The 15,721-nt window shown below is 43.2% G+C and carries 15 protein-coding genes and 2 other annotated features; of the genes, 13 read left to right on the top strand and 2 right to left on the bottom strand.

Annotated features, from left to right (window positions below):
- The first annotated feature begins 41 nt into the window (after positions 1 to 41).
- From RWO85_RS02935 to trpA, 12 genes are all read left to right on the top strand, one after another.
- A complete protein-coding gene (locus RWO85_RS02935) occupies positions 42 to 1,787 on the top strand; it encodes an ABC transporter transmembrane domain-containing protein (RefSeq protein WP_314413901.1) in 1,746 nt (581 codons plus the stop codon).
- Positions 1,777 to 3,519 (top strand): ABC transporter ATP-binding protein, encoded by a 1,743-nt coding sequence (locus RWO85_RS02930; RefSeq protein WP_314413899.1) that lies wholly within the window; start codon positions 1,777 to 1,779, stop codon positions 3,517 to 3,519. The genes RWO85_RS02935 and RWO85_RS02930 overlap by 11 nt, the downstream gene beginning before the upstream one ends.
- 130 nt (positions 3,520 to 3,649) lie before the next feature.
- Positions 3,650 to 4,342, top strand: a complete 693-nt coding sequence (locus RWO85_RS02925) for a sugar transferase (protein ID WP_314413896.1) — start codon at positions 3,650 to 3,652, stop codon at positions 4,340 to 4,342.
- A gap of 42 nt (positions 4,343 to 4,384) precedes the next feature.
- Positions 4,385 to 5,614, top strand: coding sequence for a DegT/DnrJ/EryC1/StrS aminotransferase family protein (locus RWO85_RS02920; protein ID WP_314413894.1), 1,230 nt, complete (start codon positions 4,385 to 4,387; stop codon positions 5,612 to 5,614).
- 34 nt (positions 5,615 to 5,648) lie between these two features.
- Positions 5,649 to 5,878, top strand: a binding site (T-box leader).
- A 66-nt stretch (positions 5,879 to 5,944) separates the two neighbouring features.
- Positions 5,945 to 7,123 carry a tryptophan synthase subunit beta gene (gene trpB, locus RWO85_RS02915; RefSeq protein WP_314413892.1) on the top strand — a complete coding sequence of 393 codons (1,179 nt, stop codon included), beginning with the start codon at positions 5,945 to 5,947 and terminating at the stop codon, positions 7,121 to 7,123.
- Positions 7,114 to 7,345, top strand: a binding site (T-box leader). (Overlaps the previous gene by 10 nt.)
- Before the next feature lie 71 nt (positions 7,346 to 7,416).
- Positions 7,417 to 8,778: an anthranilate synthase component I gene (gene trpE / locus RWO85_RS02910; RefSeq protein WP_314413891.1), complete on the top strand. Its 1,362-nt coding sequence runs from the start codon at positions 7,417 to 7,419 to the stop codon at positions 8,776 to 8,778.
- The gene (locus tag RWO85_RS02905; RefSeq protein ID WP_314413889.1) at positions 8,775 to 9,341 is read left to right on the top strand and encodes an aminodeoxychorismate/anthranilate synthase component II; all 567 of its coding nucleotides are present in this window, start codon (positions 8,775 to 8,777) and stop codon (positions 9,339 to 9,341) included. The genes trpE and RWO85_RS02905 overlap by 4 nt, the downstream gene beginning before the upstream one ends.
- A 10-nt stretch (positions 9,342 to 9,351) precedes the next feature.
- Entirely contained in the window at positions 9,352 to 10,356 is a 1,005-nt protein-coding gene (gene trpD, locus RWO85_RS02900; protein ID WP_314413887.1) for an anthranilate phosphoribosyltransferase, read from the top strand.
- Positions 10,353 to 11,120, top strand: coding sequence for an indole-3-glycerol phosphate synthase TrpC (gene trpC / locus RWO85_RS02895; protein ID WP_314413886.1), 768 nt, complete (start codon positions 10,353 to 10,355; stop codon positions 11,118 to 11,120). The genes trpD and trpC overlap by 4 nt, the downstream gene beginning before the upstream one ends.
- Positions 11,107 to 11,706 (top strand): phosphoribosylanthranilate isomerase, encoded by a 600-nt coding sequence (locus tag RWO85_RS02890; RefSeq protein WP_314413884.1) that lies wholly within the window; start codon positions 11,107 to 11,109, stop codon positions 11,704 to 11,706. The genes trpC and RWO85_RS02890 overlap by 14 nt, the downstream gene beginning before the upstream one ends.
- The gene (gene trpB / locus RWO85_RS02885) at positions 11,684 to 12,907 is read left to right on the top strand and encodes a tryptophan synthase subunit beta (protein WP_314413881.1); all 1,224 of its coding nucleotides are present in this window, start codon (positions 11,684 to 11,686) and stop codon (positions 12,905 to 12,907) included. Before RWO85_RS02890 ends, trpB (RWO85_RS02885) begins: the two co-directional genes overlap by 23 nt.
- Entirely contained in the window at positions 12,900 to 13,676 is a 777-nt protein-coding gene (gene trpA, locus RWO85_RS02880; RefSeq protein WP_314413879.1) for a tryptophan synthase subunit alpha, read from the top strand. Before trpB (RWO85_RS02885) ends, trpA begins: the two co-directional genes overlap by 8 nt.
- Here the strand turns inward: trpA and RWO85_RS02875 are convergent.
- Positions 13,648 to 14,307, bottom strand: a complete 660-nt coding sequence (locus RWO85_RS02875; RefSeq protein WP_314413877.1) for a prepilin peptidase — start codon at positions 14,305 to 14,307, stop codon at positions 13,648 to 13,650. The genes trpA and RWO85_RS02875 overlap by 29 nt on opposite strands.
- 69 nt (positions 14,308 to 14,376) lie before the next feature.
- Here RWO85_RS02875 and RWO85_RS02870 point away from each other — a divergent pair, with 69 nt between their 5' ends.
- A complete protein-coding gene (locus RWO85_RS02870; protein WP_314413875.1) occupies positions 14,377 to 14,832 on the top strand; it encodes a GNAT family N-acetyltransferase in 456 nt (151 codons plus the stop codon).
- 32 nt (positions 14,833 to 14,864) lie between these two features.
- Here the strand turns inward: RWO85_RS02870 and RWO85_RS02865 are convergent, their stop codons facing one another.
- On the bottom strand, positions 14,865 to 15,605 hold the full coding sequence (locus RWO85_RS02865) for a hypothetical protein (protein WP_314413873.1): 741 nt from the start codon (positions 15,603 to 15,605) through the stop codon (positions 14,865 to 14,867).
- Positions 15,606 to 15,721: the final 116 nt, after the last annotated feature.

Below are 15,721 nucleotides of genomic sequence, written 5' to 3'. Positions count from 1 at the left end.
TCTAGGCCTCAGGTTTCCATTTGCAATCAGAAAGGGATTTTATGTCCATTATTCAAAAACTTTGGTGGTTTTTCAAGTTAGAAAAACGCCGTTATCTAGTCGGAATTGTGGCTCTGATCTTAGTTTCCGTCCTCAATCTCATCCCTCCCATGGTCATGGGGCGAGTCATTGATGCCATCACTTCGGGGCAATTAACCCAGCAGGACCTCCTTCTTGACCTATTTTATTTACTTCTTGCAGCTTTTGGGATGTACTATCTACGCTATGTTTGGCGCATGTATATCCTTGGGACTTCCTATCGTCTGGGGCAGATTATGCGATCTCGCTTGTTTGAGCATTTTACTAAAATGTCGCCTGCCTTTTATCAGACCTATCGGACGGGGGACCTGATGGCGCATGCCACCAACGATATCAATGCCTTGACTCGTCTCGCAGGGGGAGGGGTTATGTCAGCGGTGGATGCCTCAATCACAGCTTTAGTGACCTTGTTGACCATGCTCTTTAGCATTTCATGGCAGATGACCTTGGTTGCCATTCTTCTCCTGCCTTTTATGGCTTATGCCACCAGTCGTTTAGGGAGAAAGACCCACAAGGCCTTTGGCGAATCGCAAGCCGCCTTTTCCAAACTCAATAACAAGGTGCAGGAGTCCGTATCAGGTATTAAAGTGAGCAAGTCTTTTGGGTATCAGGCAGACGAGTTGAAGTCTTTCCAGGCAGTCAATGAATTGACCTTCCAAAAGAATCTCCAAACCATGAAATACGATAGTCTCTTTGACCCTATGGTTCTCTTATTTGTTGGTTCGTCCTATGTTTTAACGCTCTTGGTCGGCTCCTTGATGGTTCAGAAAGGGCAGATTACAGTTGGGAATCTGGTCACCTTTATCAGCTACTTGGATATGCTGGTTTGGCCTCTTATGGCAATCGGTTTCCTCTTTAATATTACTCAGCGAGGGAAGGTTTCTTACCAGCGGATTGAGGAACTTTTGTCTCAGGAATCACCTGTACAAGACCCTGAGTTTCCTTTAGATGGCATTGAAAACGGGCGCTTGCAGTATGCCATTGATAGCTTTGCCTTTGAAAATGAGGAAACACTGACGGATATTCACTTTAGTTTGGGAAAAGGGCAAACCCTGGGCTTGGTTGGTCAGACAGGCTCTGGAAAAACGTCCTTGATCAAGCTTCTCTTGCGTGAGGACGATGTGGATAAGGGAGCCATTTACCTAAACGGTCACGATATTCGCGATTATCGTTTGACAGACCTTCGCAGTCTCATGGGCTGCGTCCCTCAGGACCAGTTCCTCTTTGCGACCTCTATCTTAGATAATATCCGCTTTGGCAATCCTAAATTGCCCCTTTCAGCAGTCGAAGAAGCGACCAAGCTAGCCCAAGTTTACCAAGATATCATAGCCATGCCTCAGGGATTTGATACGCTGATTGGTGAAAAGGGAGTCAGTCTTTCTGGTGGTCAAAAGCAGCGTCTAGCCATGAGTCGGGCGATGATTTTAGATCCAGATATCTTGATTTTAGATGATTCCTTGTCGGCAGTAGATGCCAAGACGGAGTATGCGATTATCGACAACCTTAAGGAGACGCGAAAGGACAAGACAACCATTATTACGGCTCATCGCCTGAGTGCAGTTGTCCATGCAGATTTGATTTTAGTCCTGCAAAATGGTCAAATCATCGAACGAGGCAGGCACGAAGATCTGCTAGCTTTGGATGGCTGGTATGCCCAAACTTACCAGTCTCAGCAGCTGGAAATGAAGGGAGAAGAAGATGCAGAATAAGAAAGAACAATGGGCTGTATTGAAGCGCTTGATATCCTATCTCAAGCCTTATGGACTCCTTACCTTTTTGGCACTCAGTTTTCTCCTAGCGACGACGGTCATTAAAAGTGTCATTCCCCTTGTGGCTTCCCACTTCATCGACCAGTATCTCAGCAATTTCAACCAACTCGCTGTGACCGTTTTGCTGGCCTACTATGGCCTTTATATCCTACAAACTCTAGTCCAGTATGTTGGTAATCTTCTCTTTGCGCGCGTATCCTACAGCATCGTTAGAGATATTCGTCGAGATGCCTTTGCCAATATGGAGAAGCTGGGCATGTCTTATTTTGACAAGACGCCAGCAGGCTCCATCGTTTCTCGTTTGACCAATGATACTGAGACCATCAGCGATATGTTTTCAGGGATTTTATCTAGCTTTATCTCAGCAGTTTTCATTTTTCTGACAACCCTTTATACCATGTTGGTTCTGGATTTTCGTTTGACAGTATTAGTCTTGCTCTTTCTCCCTTTGATTTTCCTTTTGGTCAATCTCTATCGGAAAAAATCAGTGAAAATCATTGAGAAAACCAGAAGTCTCTTGTCAGATATCAATAGCAAGCTGGCTGAAAACATCGAGGGAATCAGAATAATCCAGGCCTTTAATCAAGAGAAGCGCCTACAAGCAGAATTTGATGAAATTAACCAAGAACACTTGGTCTATGCCAACCGTTCTGTAGCCTTGGATGCCCTCTTTTTGCGACCTGCCATGAGTTTGTTGAAACTCCTAGGCTATGCTGTCTTGATGGCCTACTTTGGCTACCGTGGACTTTATCTGGGAATAACGGCAGGAACTATGTATGCCTTTATCCAGTATATCAATCGTCTCTTTGATCCCCTGATTGAAGTGACGCAAAATTTTTCGACCCTTCAAACTTCCATGGTGTCTGCAGGTCGTGTTTTTGCCTTGATTGATGAGAGGACCTATGAGCCCCTTCAAAATGATGGGCAAGCCAAAATCCAAGAAGGCAATATTCGTTTTGAACATGTATGTTTCTCTTATGATGGAAAACATCCGATTCTGGATGATATTTCTTTCTCCGTTAACAAGGGTGAGACCATTGCCTTTGTGGGTCATACAGGTTCTGGGAAATCGTCTATTATCAATGTTCTCATGCGCTTTTATGAATTTCAGTCAGGGCGAGTTCTTTTAGATGGTGTGGATATCAGGAACTATAGTCAGGAAGAGCTGAGAAAGAACATCGGTCTGGTCTTGCAGGATCCCTTCCTCTATCATGGAACCATTAAATCCAATATCGCCATGTACCAAGAAATCAGTGATGAGCAGGTTCAGGATGCTGCAGCCTTCGTGGATGCAGATTCCTTTATTCAGGAGCTTCCGCAGGGTTATGATTCCCCTGTTTCTGAGCGTGGTTCGAGCTTCTCTACTGGTCAGCGTCAGCTTCTTGCCTTTGCTAGAACAGTCGCCAGTCAGCCTAAAATCCTGATTTTGGATGAAGCAACAGCTAATATTGACTCTGAAACAGAAAGTTTGGTTCAAGCTTCACTGGCTAAGATGAGACAGGGACGAACAACCATTGCCATCGCTCATCGTCTTTCTACCATCCAAGACGCCAACTGTATCTATGTTTTGGACAAGGGGCGCATTATCGAGAGTGGAACCCATGAGGAACTCTTGGTCTTGGGAGGAACCTATCACAAGATGTATAGCTTGCAGGCGGGTTCCATGTCTTAATACTCGTTGATTCTCATTCAGTAACAGAAGGAAATCCTTCAAATTACAGATTTCTTTCACCGCCTTTTCTATTTTGTGGTATAATGAAAAATGTTGACAAATAGTATAATAAAAACAAAGGAGAAACAGCATGCTGAAATGGGAAGACTTGCCCGTGGAAATGCAATCAAGCGAGGTTGAGTCTTACTACCAGCTTGTCTCTAAAAGGAAGGGTTCGCTGATTTTCAAGCGTTGCTTGGACTGGGTTCTGGCTTTGGTAGTACTGGTTCTGACCTCTCCCATCTTTATCATCTTGAGCATTTGGATCAAGTTGGATAGCAAGGGGCCTGTTATTTACAAGCAAGAGCGCGTGACCCAGTACAATCGACCTTTCAAGATTTGGAAGTTCCGTACCATGGTGACGGATGCGGATAAAAAAGGGAGTCTGGTGACTTCTGCTAACGATAGCCGCATTACCAAGGTTGGCAATTTCATCCGTCGTGTGCGTTTGGACGAACTGCCTCAGCTGGTCAATGTTCTTAAAGGCGAGATGTCCTTTGTAGGGACGCGTCCTGAAGTTCCACGTTACACAGAGCAGTATAGCCCTGAAATGATGGCGACCTTGCTTTTACCAGCAGGGATTACCTCTCCAGCCAGCATCAACTACAAGGATGAGGATACTATCATCAGTCAAATGACGGAGAAAGGTCTGTCAGTTGACCAGGCCTATGTCGAACACGTCCTTCCTGAAAAGATGCGCTATAACCTTTCTTATCTCCGAGAATTTAGTTTCCTTGGAGACATCAAAATCATGTTTCAAACCGTGTTTGAAGTACTAAAATAAAGTAGTCATGAGAAAATGAGTACAGATAAAAGGAGCAAATCAATGCCAAATTACAATATTCCATTTTCACCACCCGATATTACGGAAGCAGAAATTGCTGAAGTAGCGGATACCTTGCGTTCTGGTTGGATCACAACAGGTCCTAAAACAAAAGAACTGGAGCGTCGCTTGTCTCAATACACACAGACGCATAAGACTGTCTGTCTCAACTCTGCGACAGCCGCTCTGGAGTTAATTTTGCGTGTGCTTGAAGTGGGACCTGGTGATGAAGTTATCGTTCCAGCCATGACCTATACAGCTTCATGTAGTGTTATCACTCACGTAGGAGCAACACCTGTCATGGTGGATATCCAAGCAGATACTTTTGAAATGGACTATGACTTGCTTGAGCAAGCTATCACTGAAAAGACTAAGGTGATTATCCCGGTTGAACTTGCAGGGATTGTTTGCGACTATGACCGTTTGTTCCAAGTTGTGGAGAAAAAACGTGATCTCTTTACTGCTTCAAGCAAGTGGCAAAAAGCCTTTAATCGTATTGTGATTGTTTCTGATAGTGCCCATGCTTTGGGATCTACTTATAAAGGACAACCAGCTGGTTCTATCGCTGACTTTACTTCCTTCTCATTCCATGCCGTTAAGAACTTTACAACGGCAGAAGGTGGAAGTGCGACTTGGAAAGCCAATCCAGCGATTGATGACGAAGAGATGTACAAGGAATTCCAAATTCTTTCCCTTCACGGGCAAACCAAGGATGCTCTTGCTAAGATGCAACTGGGCTCATGGGAATACGATATTGTCACACCAGCCTACAAGTGCAACATGACCGATATCATGGCGTCACTTGGTTTGGTACAATTGGACCGTTACCCAAGTTTGCTACAACGTCGTAAGGACATTGTGGACCGTTATGATCGTGGTTTTGCAGGTTCTCGCATCCATCCTTTGGCACACAAGACTGATACTGTAGAATCTTCACGCCACCTCTACATCACCCATGTAGAAGGAGCGAGTTTAGAAGAACGCAATCTTATCATCCAAGAATTAGCAAAAGCAGGAATTGCAAGCAATGTCCACTACAAACCGCTTCCGCTCTTGACAGCCTATAAGAATCTTGGCTTTGATATGGCGAATTATCCCAAGGCCTATGCCTTCTTTGAAAATGAAATTACGCTTCCTCTTCATACTAAACTAAGCGATGAAGAAGTGGATTATATCATTGAGACTTTCAAAACAGTTTCTGAAAAAGTACTAGCTTCATCAAAAAAATCGTAAAAAAGTCTTGACAAAGAAAAAACAAAGTATTAAAATAAGTTCAACAAATCAGAAAAGTAACTATTTTTGATCTTCAGGGAGCCTGTGGTCATTGTGAACAGGTGGTTGGAAGTAGTGAAAGTGGGCTGATTTTAAAAATGAATTTGAAACAATGAAAATTCGGTGCGCACACCTTACAGTGCAACTTGTTGTTAGACAAGGCAGAGATGTAAAGGGATAGTCCCTTTATAATTGAGGTGGCACCGCGTTACCAACGCCCTCACATGGAAGCATATTCTGTGTGTGGGCTTTTTTCATATATTGGAACCAATACAGAAAGAGGAAAATTTTATGACAACTAAAGGTTATTTTGGACAATTTGGTGGTAGTTTTGTACCGGAACCGATTCAGGCTTTGTTGGATGAGTTGGAAGTGACATTTGACAAGTACAAAGATGATCCAGAGTTTTTGGCAGAATTTCGTCATTACTTGAAGGACTATTCAGGTCGCGAAACACCTCTCTATTTTGCAGAAAGTTTGACAGAGAACCTAGGTGGAGCTAAGATTTATCTCAAACGTGAAGACCTTAACCACCTTGGTTCTCACAAGCTCAACAATGTTTTAGGACAAATTCTTTTGGCCAAACGTATGGGCAAAAAACGAGTGATTGCGGAAACAGGAGCTGGTCAGCACGGTGTTGCGACAGCAGCGACTGCAGCCAAGTTTGGTATGGCTTGTGATGTCTACATGGGGGCAGAAGATGTGGAACGTCAACGTCTCAATGTTTTCCGTATGGAGATGATGGGAGCAACTGTTCATGCAGTTGAAACAGGAACTCGTACCCTCAAAGATGCTGTTGATGCAGCCTTTGGAGCATGGATGAATGACCTTGAAGCCTTTTATGTTCTGGGATCTGCTGTAGGGCCTCACCCTTATCCTACCATTGTTCATGAGTTCCAAAAGATCATCAGTGAAGAATCTCGCCGTCAAATCTTAGAAAAAGAAGGTCGTTTACCAGACTACGTTATTGCCTGTGTAGGTGGTGGTTCTAATGCTATTGGTGCATTTTCTCAGTATGTGGCTGATGAAGAAGTTAAATTGGTTGGGGTTGAAGCTGCTGGTCACGGACTTGATACAGACAAGCACGCAGCTACTATGACAAAAGGTAGTATAGGAATTGTTGATGGTATGAAGACCTATGCAGTTTTTAAGGAAGACGGAGAGCTGGCTCCAGTTTACTCTATCTCAGCTGGTTTGGACTATCCAGGGGTTGGCCCAGAACACGCCTACTTCAAAGATTCAGGTCGCGTGGAATATGTGGCTGCGACGGATGAAGAAGCTGTTCAGGCTCTCCTCCTTCTCAGCAAGACTGAAGGAATTATCCCAGCGATTGAAAGTTCGCACGCTATCGCAGAAGCAGTTAAACGTGCACCGAAACTAAGTAAAGACGACATTATCATCATCAATGTCTCTGGTCGTGGAGACAAGGATGTAGCTGCGATTGCAGACTACCTAGAATCTAAAAAATAATAGATGGAAAAATTACAGTCTTTTCTCTCACAGAGAGCTTGTGGTTGCTGGAAACAAGCAGAGAAAACTGTAAGGTTGGGTCCATCTGAAACGAGAGAAGAAAACATAATTCTCAAGGGAGTGCCCTTTATCGCACAGCCTGTTACAGGAGGTTTCTGAGACAGGAATGAGAGATAGGAGAAATCCTATAATTGAGGTGGCACCGCGAATTTCGTCCTCACGCAAGTTATTTTGCGTGGGGATTTTTCATACAGTCACCACGGACTAGAAGTAGAACTGAAAGGGAAATTACAATGGAACGAATCATTCATGGAGATGTCTTATCACCAATCTTGGCTTATATGCGCCTAAAGGGGCAACACAAGGTTATTTTAGAGAGTATTCCGAGAGACAAGGAAACAGCTCGTTTTTCTATCTTAGCTTATAATCCAGTTTTTGAGATTAAGTTTGAAAATGGAGTTCTTTATCAAAATGGTCAAGTGATTGATCAGGATCCCTTGGATTTTCTTTATGAAGTGACTTATAAGAGCCAGCACCATTCAGACCTCCCTTTTGGTGGTGGGGCAATTGGCTTTGTGGGTTACGATATGATTTCGCTTTATGAAGAAATTGGTCAAATTCCTGAAGATACAATTGGAACGCCAGACATGCATTTCTTCGTTTATGAGAGTTACATGGTCTTTGACCACAAGAAGGAAAAAATCCATGTCATCGAGGATGCTCTCTATAGTGAGCGTAGTCAAGAAAACTTGGAAGAAGCCTTGAATCAAGTGCTTGAGGAATTACGCATCCCTGCTCCAAATGAATTTGAAGACTTGGATCTATCTCCGTTAGACTTCAAATCGCATATCGCTCCTCAGAAGTTTGAGGAAATGGTGGAAACCGCTCGTGACTTGATTCGTAATGGGGATATGTTCCAATGTGTACTCAGCCAGCGTTTCTCAGCAGAGGTTACTGGAAATCCATTTGACTTTTACAGAAATCTTCGCGTGACCAATCCATCCAATTACCTTTATTTCTATGATTTTGGGGATTATCAAATCATCGGTGCCAGTCCAGAAAGTTTGGTTTCTGTCAAAAATGGTATCGTGACAACCAATCCAATTGCGGGTACACGACCAAGAGGAGCTACGGATGAAGAAGACAAGGCTTTGGCGACAGACCTGCTTTCGGATGAGAAGGAAACAGCAGAACATCGGATGTTGGTAGACTTGGGACGCAATGATATCGGTCGCATCTCTGAAACGGCAAGTGTTCAAGTTACCAAATATATGGAAGTGGAGCTCTTCCGTTATGTTATGCATTTGACCAGCGTGGTCAAGGGGCGTTTACTTCCAGAATTCACTGCCATGGATGCCTTGAAATCAACACTTCCAGCTGGAACAGTTTCAGGAGCACCAAAGATTCGGGCTATGAGACGCATCTATGAACTGGAAACGGAAAAACGTGGTGTATACGCAGGAGCAATCGGCTACTTGTCTGCGACGGGTGATATGGATTTGGCCATTGCCATCCGAACCATGATTCTCAAAAATCAAATAGCCTATGTTCAGGCTGGGGCAGGGATTGTCTACGACTCCATCGCCCAAAACGAATACCAAGAAACCATTAACAAAGCAAAATCTATGACTAGAATTGGAGAACTAAGACCATGATTTTATTGATTGACAACTATGATTCTTTTACCTATAACTTGGCCCAATACATTGGGAATTTTGCAGAAGTTCAGGTCTTGAGAAATGATGATCCCAAGCTGTACGAAGAAGCTGAAAAAGCAGATGGGCTGGTCTTTTCTCCTGGTCCTGGTTGGCCAGTTGATGCTGGAAAGATGGAAGATATGATTCGTGACTTTGCTGGCAAGAAGCCGATTCTTGGGATTTGTTTGGGTCACCAAGCCATTGCAGAAGTCTTTGGTGGGAAGTTAGGTTTGGCTCCAAAAGTCATGCATGGGAAACAGAGTAATATCAGCTTTGAAGCGCCATCTGTTTTGTATCAAGATATCGAGGATGGCCGTGCGGTCATGCGTTACCACAGTATTTTGATTGAAGAAATGCCAGAAGAATTTGAAGTGACAGCTCGTTCGACTGATGACCAAGCCATCATGGGGATTCAACATAAAAACCTGCCGATTTATGGCTTCCAGTACCATCCAGAGAGCATTGGAACGCCAGATGGCTTGTCTTCTATTCGGAATTTTATCGAGAAGGTTGTAAAGTGAGGAAACTAGGATGAAAGAGATTATTGAAAAACTAGCAAAATTTGAAAATTTATCAGGTGTAGAAATGACGGATGTCATTGAGCGTATCGTAACTGGGCGTGTAACGGAAGCGCAGATTGCTTCTCTCCTTTTGGCACTTAAGATGAAGGGGGAAACACCTGAAGAACGCACAGCCATTGCCCAAGTCATGAGAGGGCATGCCCAACATATTCCAACTGAGATTCATGATGCCATGGACAACTGTGGTACAGGTGGGGACAAATCTTTTAGCTTTAACATTTCCACAACTGCAGCCTTTGTCTTGGCTGGTGGCGGTGTTCATATGGCAAAACACGGTAACCGCTCGATTTCTTCTAAATCGGGTTCTGCAGATGTCCTCGAAGCTTTGGGCATCAACCTAGACCTCAAACCAGCTGAACTAGGTAAGGTCTTTGATAAAACTGGAATCGTCTTTCTCTTTGCTAAAAATATGCACCCAGCTATGAAATACATCATGCCAGCTCGTTTGGAATTGGGAATTCCAACGATTATGAACTTGACTGGTCCCCTGATTCACCCAATGGCTTTGGAAACACAGCTTCTTGGAATTAGTCGTCCAGAACTTCTAGAAAGTACAGCTCAGGTTTTGAAAAATATGGGTCGCAAACGTGCCATCGTTGTTGCTGGACCAGAAGGATTGGATGAAGCTGGTTTGAATGGAACAACCAAGATTGCACTTCTTGAAAATGGCGAAATCAGCTTGTCAAGCTTTACTCCAGAGGATTTGGGGATGGAGCGCTACGCTATCGAAGATATTCGTGGAGGCAACGCTCAGGAAAATGCAGAAATTTTACTTAGCGTTCTTAAAAATGAACCAAGTCCATTCTTGGAAACGACAGTTTTAAATGCTGGTCTTGGTTTCTATGCTAATGGTAAGGTAGATAATATCAAGGAAGGAGTTGCCTTGGCCCGTCAAGTGATTGCTAGTGGCAAGGCCCTTGAAAAACTCAGACTGTTACAGGAGTACCAAAAATGAGTCAGGAATTTTTAGCACGAATTTTGGAGCAGAAGGCGCGTGAGGTTGAGCAGATGGAGCTGGAGCAAATCCAGCCTCTGCGCCAGACCTATCGCTTGGCTGACTATCTAAAACAACACCAAGACCGTTTACAGGTAATCGCTGAGGTCAAGAAAGCTAGCCCTAGTCTGGGAGATATCAATCTTGATGTGGATATTGTGCAACAGGCCCAGACTTATGAAGCGAATGGTGCAGTGATGATTTCTGTTTTGACAGATGAGGTTTTCTTTAAAGGGCATTTGGATTATCTACGGGAGATTTCCAGTCAGGTAAACATTCCAACGCTCAACAAGGACTTTATCATCGATGAAAAGCAAATCATCCGCGCTCGCAATGCAGGTGCGACAGTCATCTTGCTCATTGTGGCAGCCTTATCCGAAGAACGCCTCAAGGAACTTTATGACTATGCGACAGAGCTTGGTCTGGAAGTCTTGGTGGAAACTCACAATCTAGCTGAACTAGAGGTAGCTCATAGACTTGGTGCTGAGATTATTGGTGTTAATAACCGCAATTTGACTACCTTTGAGGTCGACTTGCATACCAGTGTAGACTTGGCTAAACATTTCAAAGATGATTGCTTGTACATTTCTGAATCGGCTATTTTCACAGGGCAGGATGCGGAACGAGTAGCCCCATACTTTAACGGAATTTTAGTAGGGACAGCTCTTATGCAGGCAGAAGATGTGGCCCAGAGAATCAAGGAGTTGCAGATTGACAAAGGTTAAAATTTGCGGATTATCGACCAAAGAAGCGGTAGAAACAGCCGTTTCAGCAGGAGCCGACTATATCGGTTTTGTCTTCGCACCTAGTAAAAGACAAGTGACCTTGGATCAGGCTGCTGAGCTGGCAAAGTTTATTCCTGTAGACGTAAAAAAGGTTGGTGTATTTGTTTCACCAAGTCGAGCTCAACTGCTGGAAGCGATTGACAAAGTTGGCTTGGATTTGGTTCAAGTTCACGGTCAGATAGCGGATGATTTGTTTGAGGATTTGCCCTGTGCTAGCATTCAGGCTGTGCAGGTGGATGGAGAGGGTCATGTGCCCAATTCTCAGGCAGACTATCTCCTCTTTGATGCCCCTGTGGCAGGAAGTGGGCAGACCTTTGACTGGGCTCAACTGGATACGATTGGACTAACTCAGCCTTTCTTTATCGCAGGTGGGCTTAATGAAGACAATGTAGTAAAAGCAATTCAACACTTTACTCCCTATGCAGTAGATGTATCGAGCGGAGTGGAGACAGACGGACAAAAAGATCATAAAAAGATTAGAAGATTTATAGAGAGGGTAAAGCATGGCATATCAAGAACCAAATAAAGATGGATTTTACGGAAAATTCGGCGGACGTTTCGTCCCAGAAACATTGATGACAGCAGTTTTGGAGTTGGAGAAGGCCTACCGTGAAAGTCAGGCAGACCCAAGTTTCCAAGAGGAATTAAACCAACTCTTACGCCAGTATGTGGGACGTGAAACGCCCCTTTACTACGCAAAAAACTTGACCCAGTATATCGGCGGAGCCAAGATTTACCTCAAACGGGAAGATCTCAACCATACAGGGGCCCATAAGATTAACAATGCCTTGGGACAAGTTTTGCTTGCCAAACGCATGGGTAAAAAGAAAATTATCGCAGAAACAGGTGCTGGTCAGCACGGTGTGGCAACTGCAACTGCTGCAGCCCTCTTTAACATGGAATGTACAATCTACATGGGTGAGGAAGATGTCAAACGCCAAGCCCTCAATGTCTTCCGCATGGAGCTTTTGGGAGCCAAGGTTGAGGCAGTGACAGACGGTTCGCGCGTGCTCAAGGATGCGGTCAATGCAGCCCTTCGTTCATGGGTAGCTAATATTGATGATACCCACTATATCCTTGGTTCTGCCTTGGGGCCTCATCCATTCCCAGAAATCGTTCGTGACTTCCAAAGTGTTATTGGTCGAGAAGCTAAACAACAGTACCGTGACTTGACAGGTCAAGATCTGCCAGATGCCTTAGTAGCCTGTGTTGGTGGTGGTTCTAATGCCATCGGTCTCTTCCATCCATTTGTAGAAGATGAGTCAGTAGCCATGTATGGGGCTGAAGCGGCTGGACTTGGTGTGGATACGGAGCATCACGCAGCTACCTTGACCAAGGGTCGTCCTGGTGTCCTTCACGGTTCCCTCATGGATGTGCTCCAAGATGCCCATGGTCAAATTCTTGAAGCCTTCTCTATCTCAGCAGGTTTGGACTATCCTGGTATCGGTCCAGAACATTCTCACTACCACGATATCAAACGTGCCAGCTATGTCCCTGTGACAGACGAAGAAGCCTTGGAAGGATTCCAACTCTTGTCTCGTGTGGAAGGGATTATCCCAGCCTTGGAATCTAGCCATGCTATCGCTTTTGCAGTGAAATTGGCCAAAGAACTTGGCCCAGACAAGTCCATGATTGTCTGTCTATCAGGTCGTGGGGACAAGGATGTGGTTCAAGTCAAGGACCGCTTGGAAGCAGATGCAGTAAAGAAGGGAGAAGCTCATGCCTAAGACACTAACAGAAAAATTGAATGCTATAAAAGCAACTGGAAAAGGAATTTTCGTTCCCTATATCATGGCTGGTGACCATGAAAAAGGTTTGGATGGACTCGGAGAAACAATACACTTTTTAGAAGATTTGGGTGTCTCTGCTATTGAAGTGGGCATTCCCTTTTCAGACCCTGTTGCAGATGGACCTGTTATTGAAGAAGCAGGCTTGCGCAGTCTAGCTCGTGGAACTTCTACCCAGGCTTTGGTTGAAACCTTGAAAACCATTCAAACAGAAGTTCCGCTTGTCATCATGACCTACTTCAACCCCCTCTTTCAGTACGGTGTGGAGAACTTTGTCAAAGATTTGGCAGATACAGCGGTTAAGGGCTTGATTATTCCAGACCTGCCTCATGAGCATGCCAACTTTGTAGAACCATTTTTGGCAGATACAGACATTGCTTTGATTCCCCTAGTTAGTTTGACAACAGGACTTGAGCGTCAGAAAGAGTTGATTGATGGGGCAGAAGGTTTCGTCTATGCCGTTGCCATCAATGGGGTGACAGGGAAGTCAGGCAATTATCGTGCAGATTTGGACAAGCACTTGGCACAATTGCATCAAGTAGCCGACATTCCAGTCTTGACAGGTTTTGGTGTATCTAGTCAAGCCGATGTAGAACGCTTCAATGCGGTGTCAGATGGCGTTATCGTCGGTTCGAAAATTGTAAAAGCTCTCCACCAAGGAGAGCCGATTCAGGACTTTATCAAACAAGCAGTAGCTTACCAAAAATAATCACACAAGCAGCGAGTAAGAGGAAAGGCACAAAAGGAAGTCTTTCCTTTTTCTTTTGCAGGAGAAAGGCCAGGATGCCCGTCGCAGAAGCAAACTGAATCAAGATGAGTAATTCGGTCACACTAAAGACGATAGTACAAGAAGCTAAAAAGAGAAAATCTCCTGCCCCTATACGGATATCGATAAAATGAGCCAACATTCCAAGGATAAGGAAGAAAACCATAATCAGATTCCAACCAGAGCAGGTAATTAGGAGTAGATGAAAGACAATCCAGACCAGTAAGGGATATTCCTGATGGTGAAAGTCGTAGATGCCCAAGGTCAAACCAGTAGTTATCAGAATGACTTGACCCCAGGAAAGAAATCCCCAATACCAAGATAGAAAGAGGAGTCCTAAGCTTAGTTCAAAGAGGGCATACCAGACAGGGTAAGGAGCCTTGCAGTAGCGACAGCGAAAGCGATTAAAGACCTGCGAGAGGATCGGAATCAAATCTAAGGGACGTAAGAAAGTCTGACAGGAATCGCAGTGACTAGCAGGTTGGATAATAGATTGCTCTGGAAAACGGTCAATGACCAAACCAAGAAAGGAAGCGAGAATGCTCCCGAAAAGAAAAAAATAAATATCAATCATACTTATCTATTCGTAAAAAATAGGAGAAGTAGTATAATGGAGAAACATAGATAAGATGGGGAGGAAAAGATGACAATTCGTTTTGAAGAAAAGGTGAGCCCAGAAAACGCTCAGCTCGTATGCCAATGGTCCAACTCCCTTGGCAAATCCTTTCAAGAACAATGGATGGGAACAATGATTCCTTTTCCCTTGACAATTCAAGTCTTGCAAGATTTGGAAGGAATCTTTTCTATCTTTGATGGACACGAGTTTGTCGGGCTTATCCAGAAAATCAGGCAAGAAGACAGGAATCTTCATATCGGGAGATTTTTTATCAATCCCCAGAAACAGGGGCAGGGATTAGGTAGGCAGGCTTTAAGGAAATTTGTTAGTTTGGTCTTTGAAAATGAAGATATAGATAGTATTTCTCTAAATGTCTTCGAGGCAAATCAAAGAGCTAAGAATCTTTACCAAAAAGAAGGATTTGAAATCGTTCAAATAGTTGAAGCACCTGTACGAAAATATATTATGAAGAAGGGGAGATAGAAGCAAAAAGCCTTTTTGTCTAATCTAATTGTTTAATTATTTTTTCGATGATCCATATCTAAATCTTTTAATAGTTTCCCAGTTAAGTGAGTAGTTTTATCCTGTTTACAGTTTGTTATAATATCAAAAATTTCCTTTGATATTTCTTTAAAAATATTCTTTGATTCATCAGTTTGAAGTCTAGGAGATGTTTCTTTGGCTACATAGTAAGCATGATTGTCTCCAACAGTTATTAAACTCAGAATTTTATTAGCAATATTCTCATCGAAATAGTATGGTTTGAAAGAATTTCCTTTTTCTTTCATAGGTAAAAACGACTCGGTTTCATCACCTATACAAGTATAAAGTTTCTTTTTATTATGTTCAGTCAAATTACCATCATAGCAATCTGGCAAGTGGTAATTCTTTATTTTGGGATTAAAGATTTCAGGAAGTATTTCTTTGTTTCTTTGTCCTTTTTCAGGCCACTCGTATAGTTCTTTAGCTTTTATAATTGTGTCAATTTCTAGAATTTCCTTATTATTTTCATCCTTAGATTTAGCTACAAACACAAAATAAACTTCGTCTTTTTCTTCAATCCACTCTCTAACATCTTTATTTAGAGAATCATTTGTATGACAGAATGTATAAAGAAAATTATCATTCCAAATAAAAGGATCTTCATTGTGTTTCCCAGATTTAAATTCATCAAAACTAATTTCATATTCCTTATTTTCGATAGATAGAGTTTTCTTTTCTCGTTTAGGGTGCCCAATGATAATAATATGTTTCATATTTCCAACTCCTTTATTGGCAATAAATTAGATTTTAAGATGTTTCATTTTTATTGTAGGAAGATTTACTTCGTTTTCTCCTGAAATTGAGTTCCTGTCCAGTCTTCCTCTTGTAT

It is taken from the genome of uncultured Streptococcus sp., from assembly GCF_963521865.1.
Taxonomy (GTDB): Bacteria; Bacillota; Bacilli; order Lactobacillales; family Streptococcaceae; genus Streptococcus.
The sequence above is the reverse complement of the archived record's forward strand: the minus strand, read 5'-3'. Positions and strand labels throughout refer to the sequence as shown.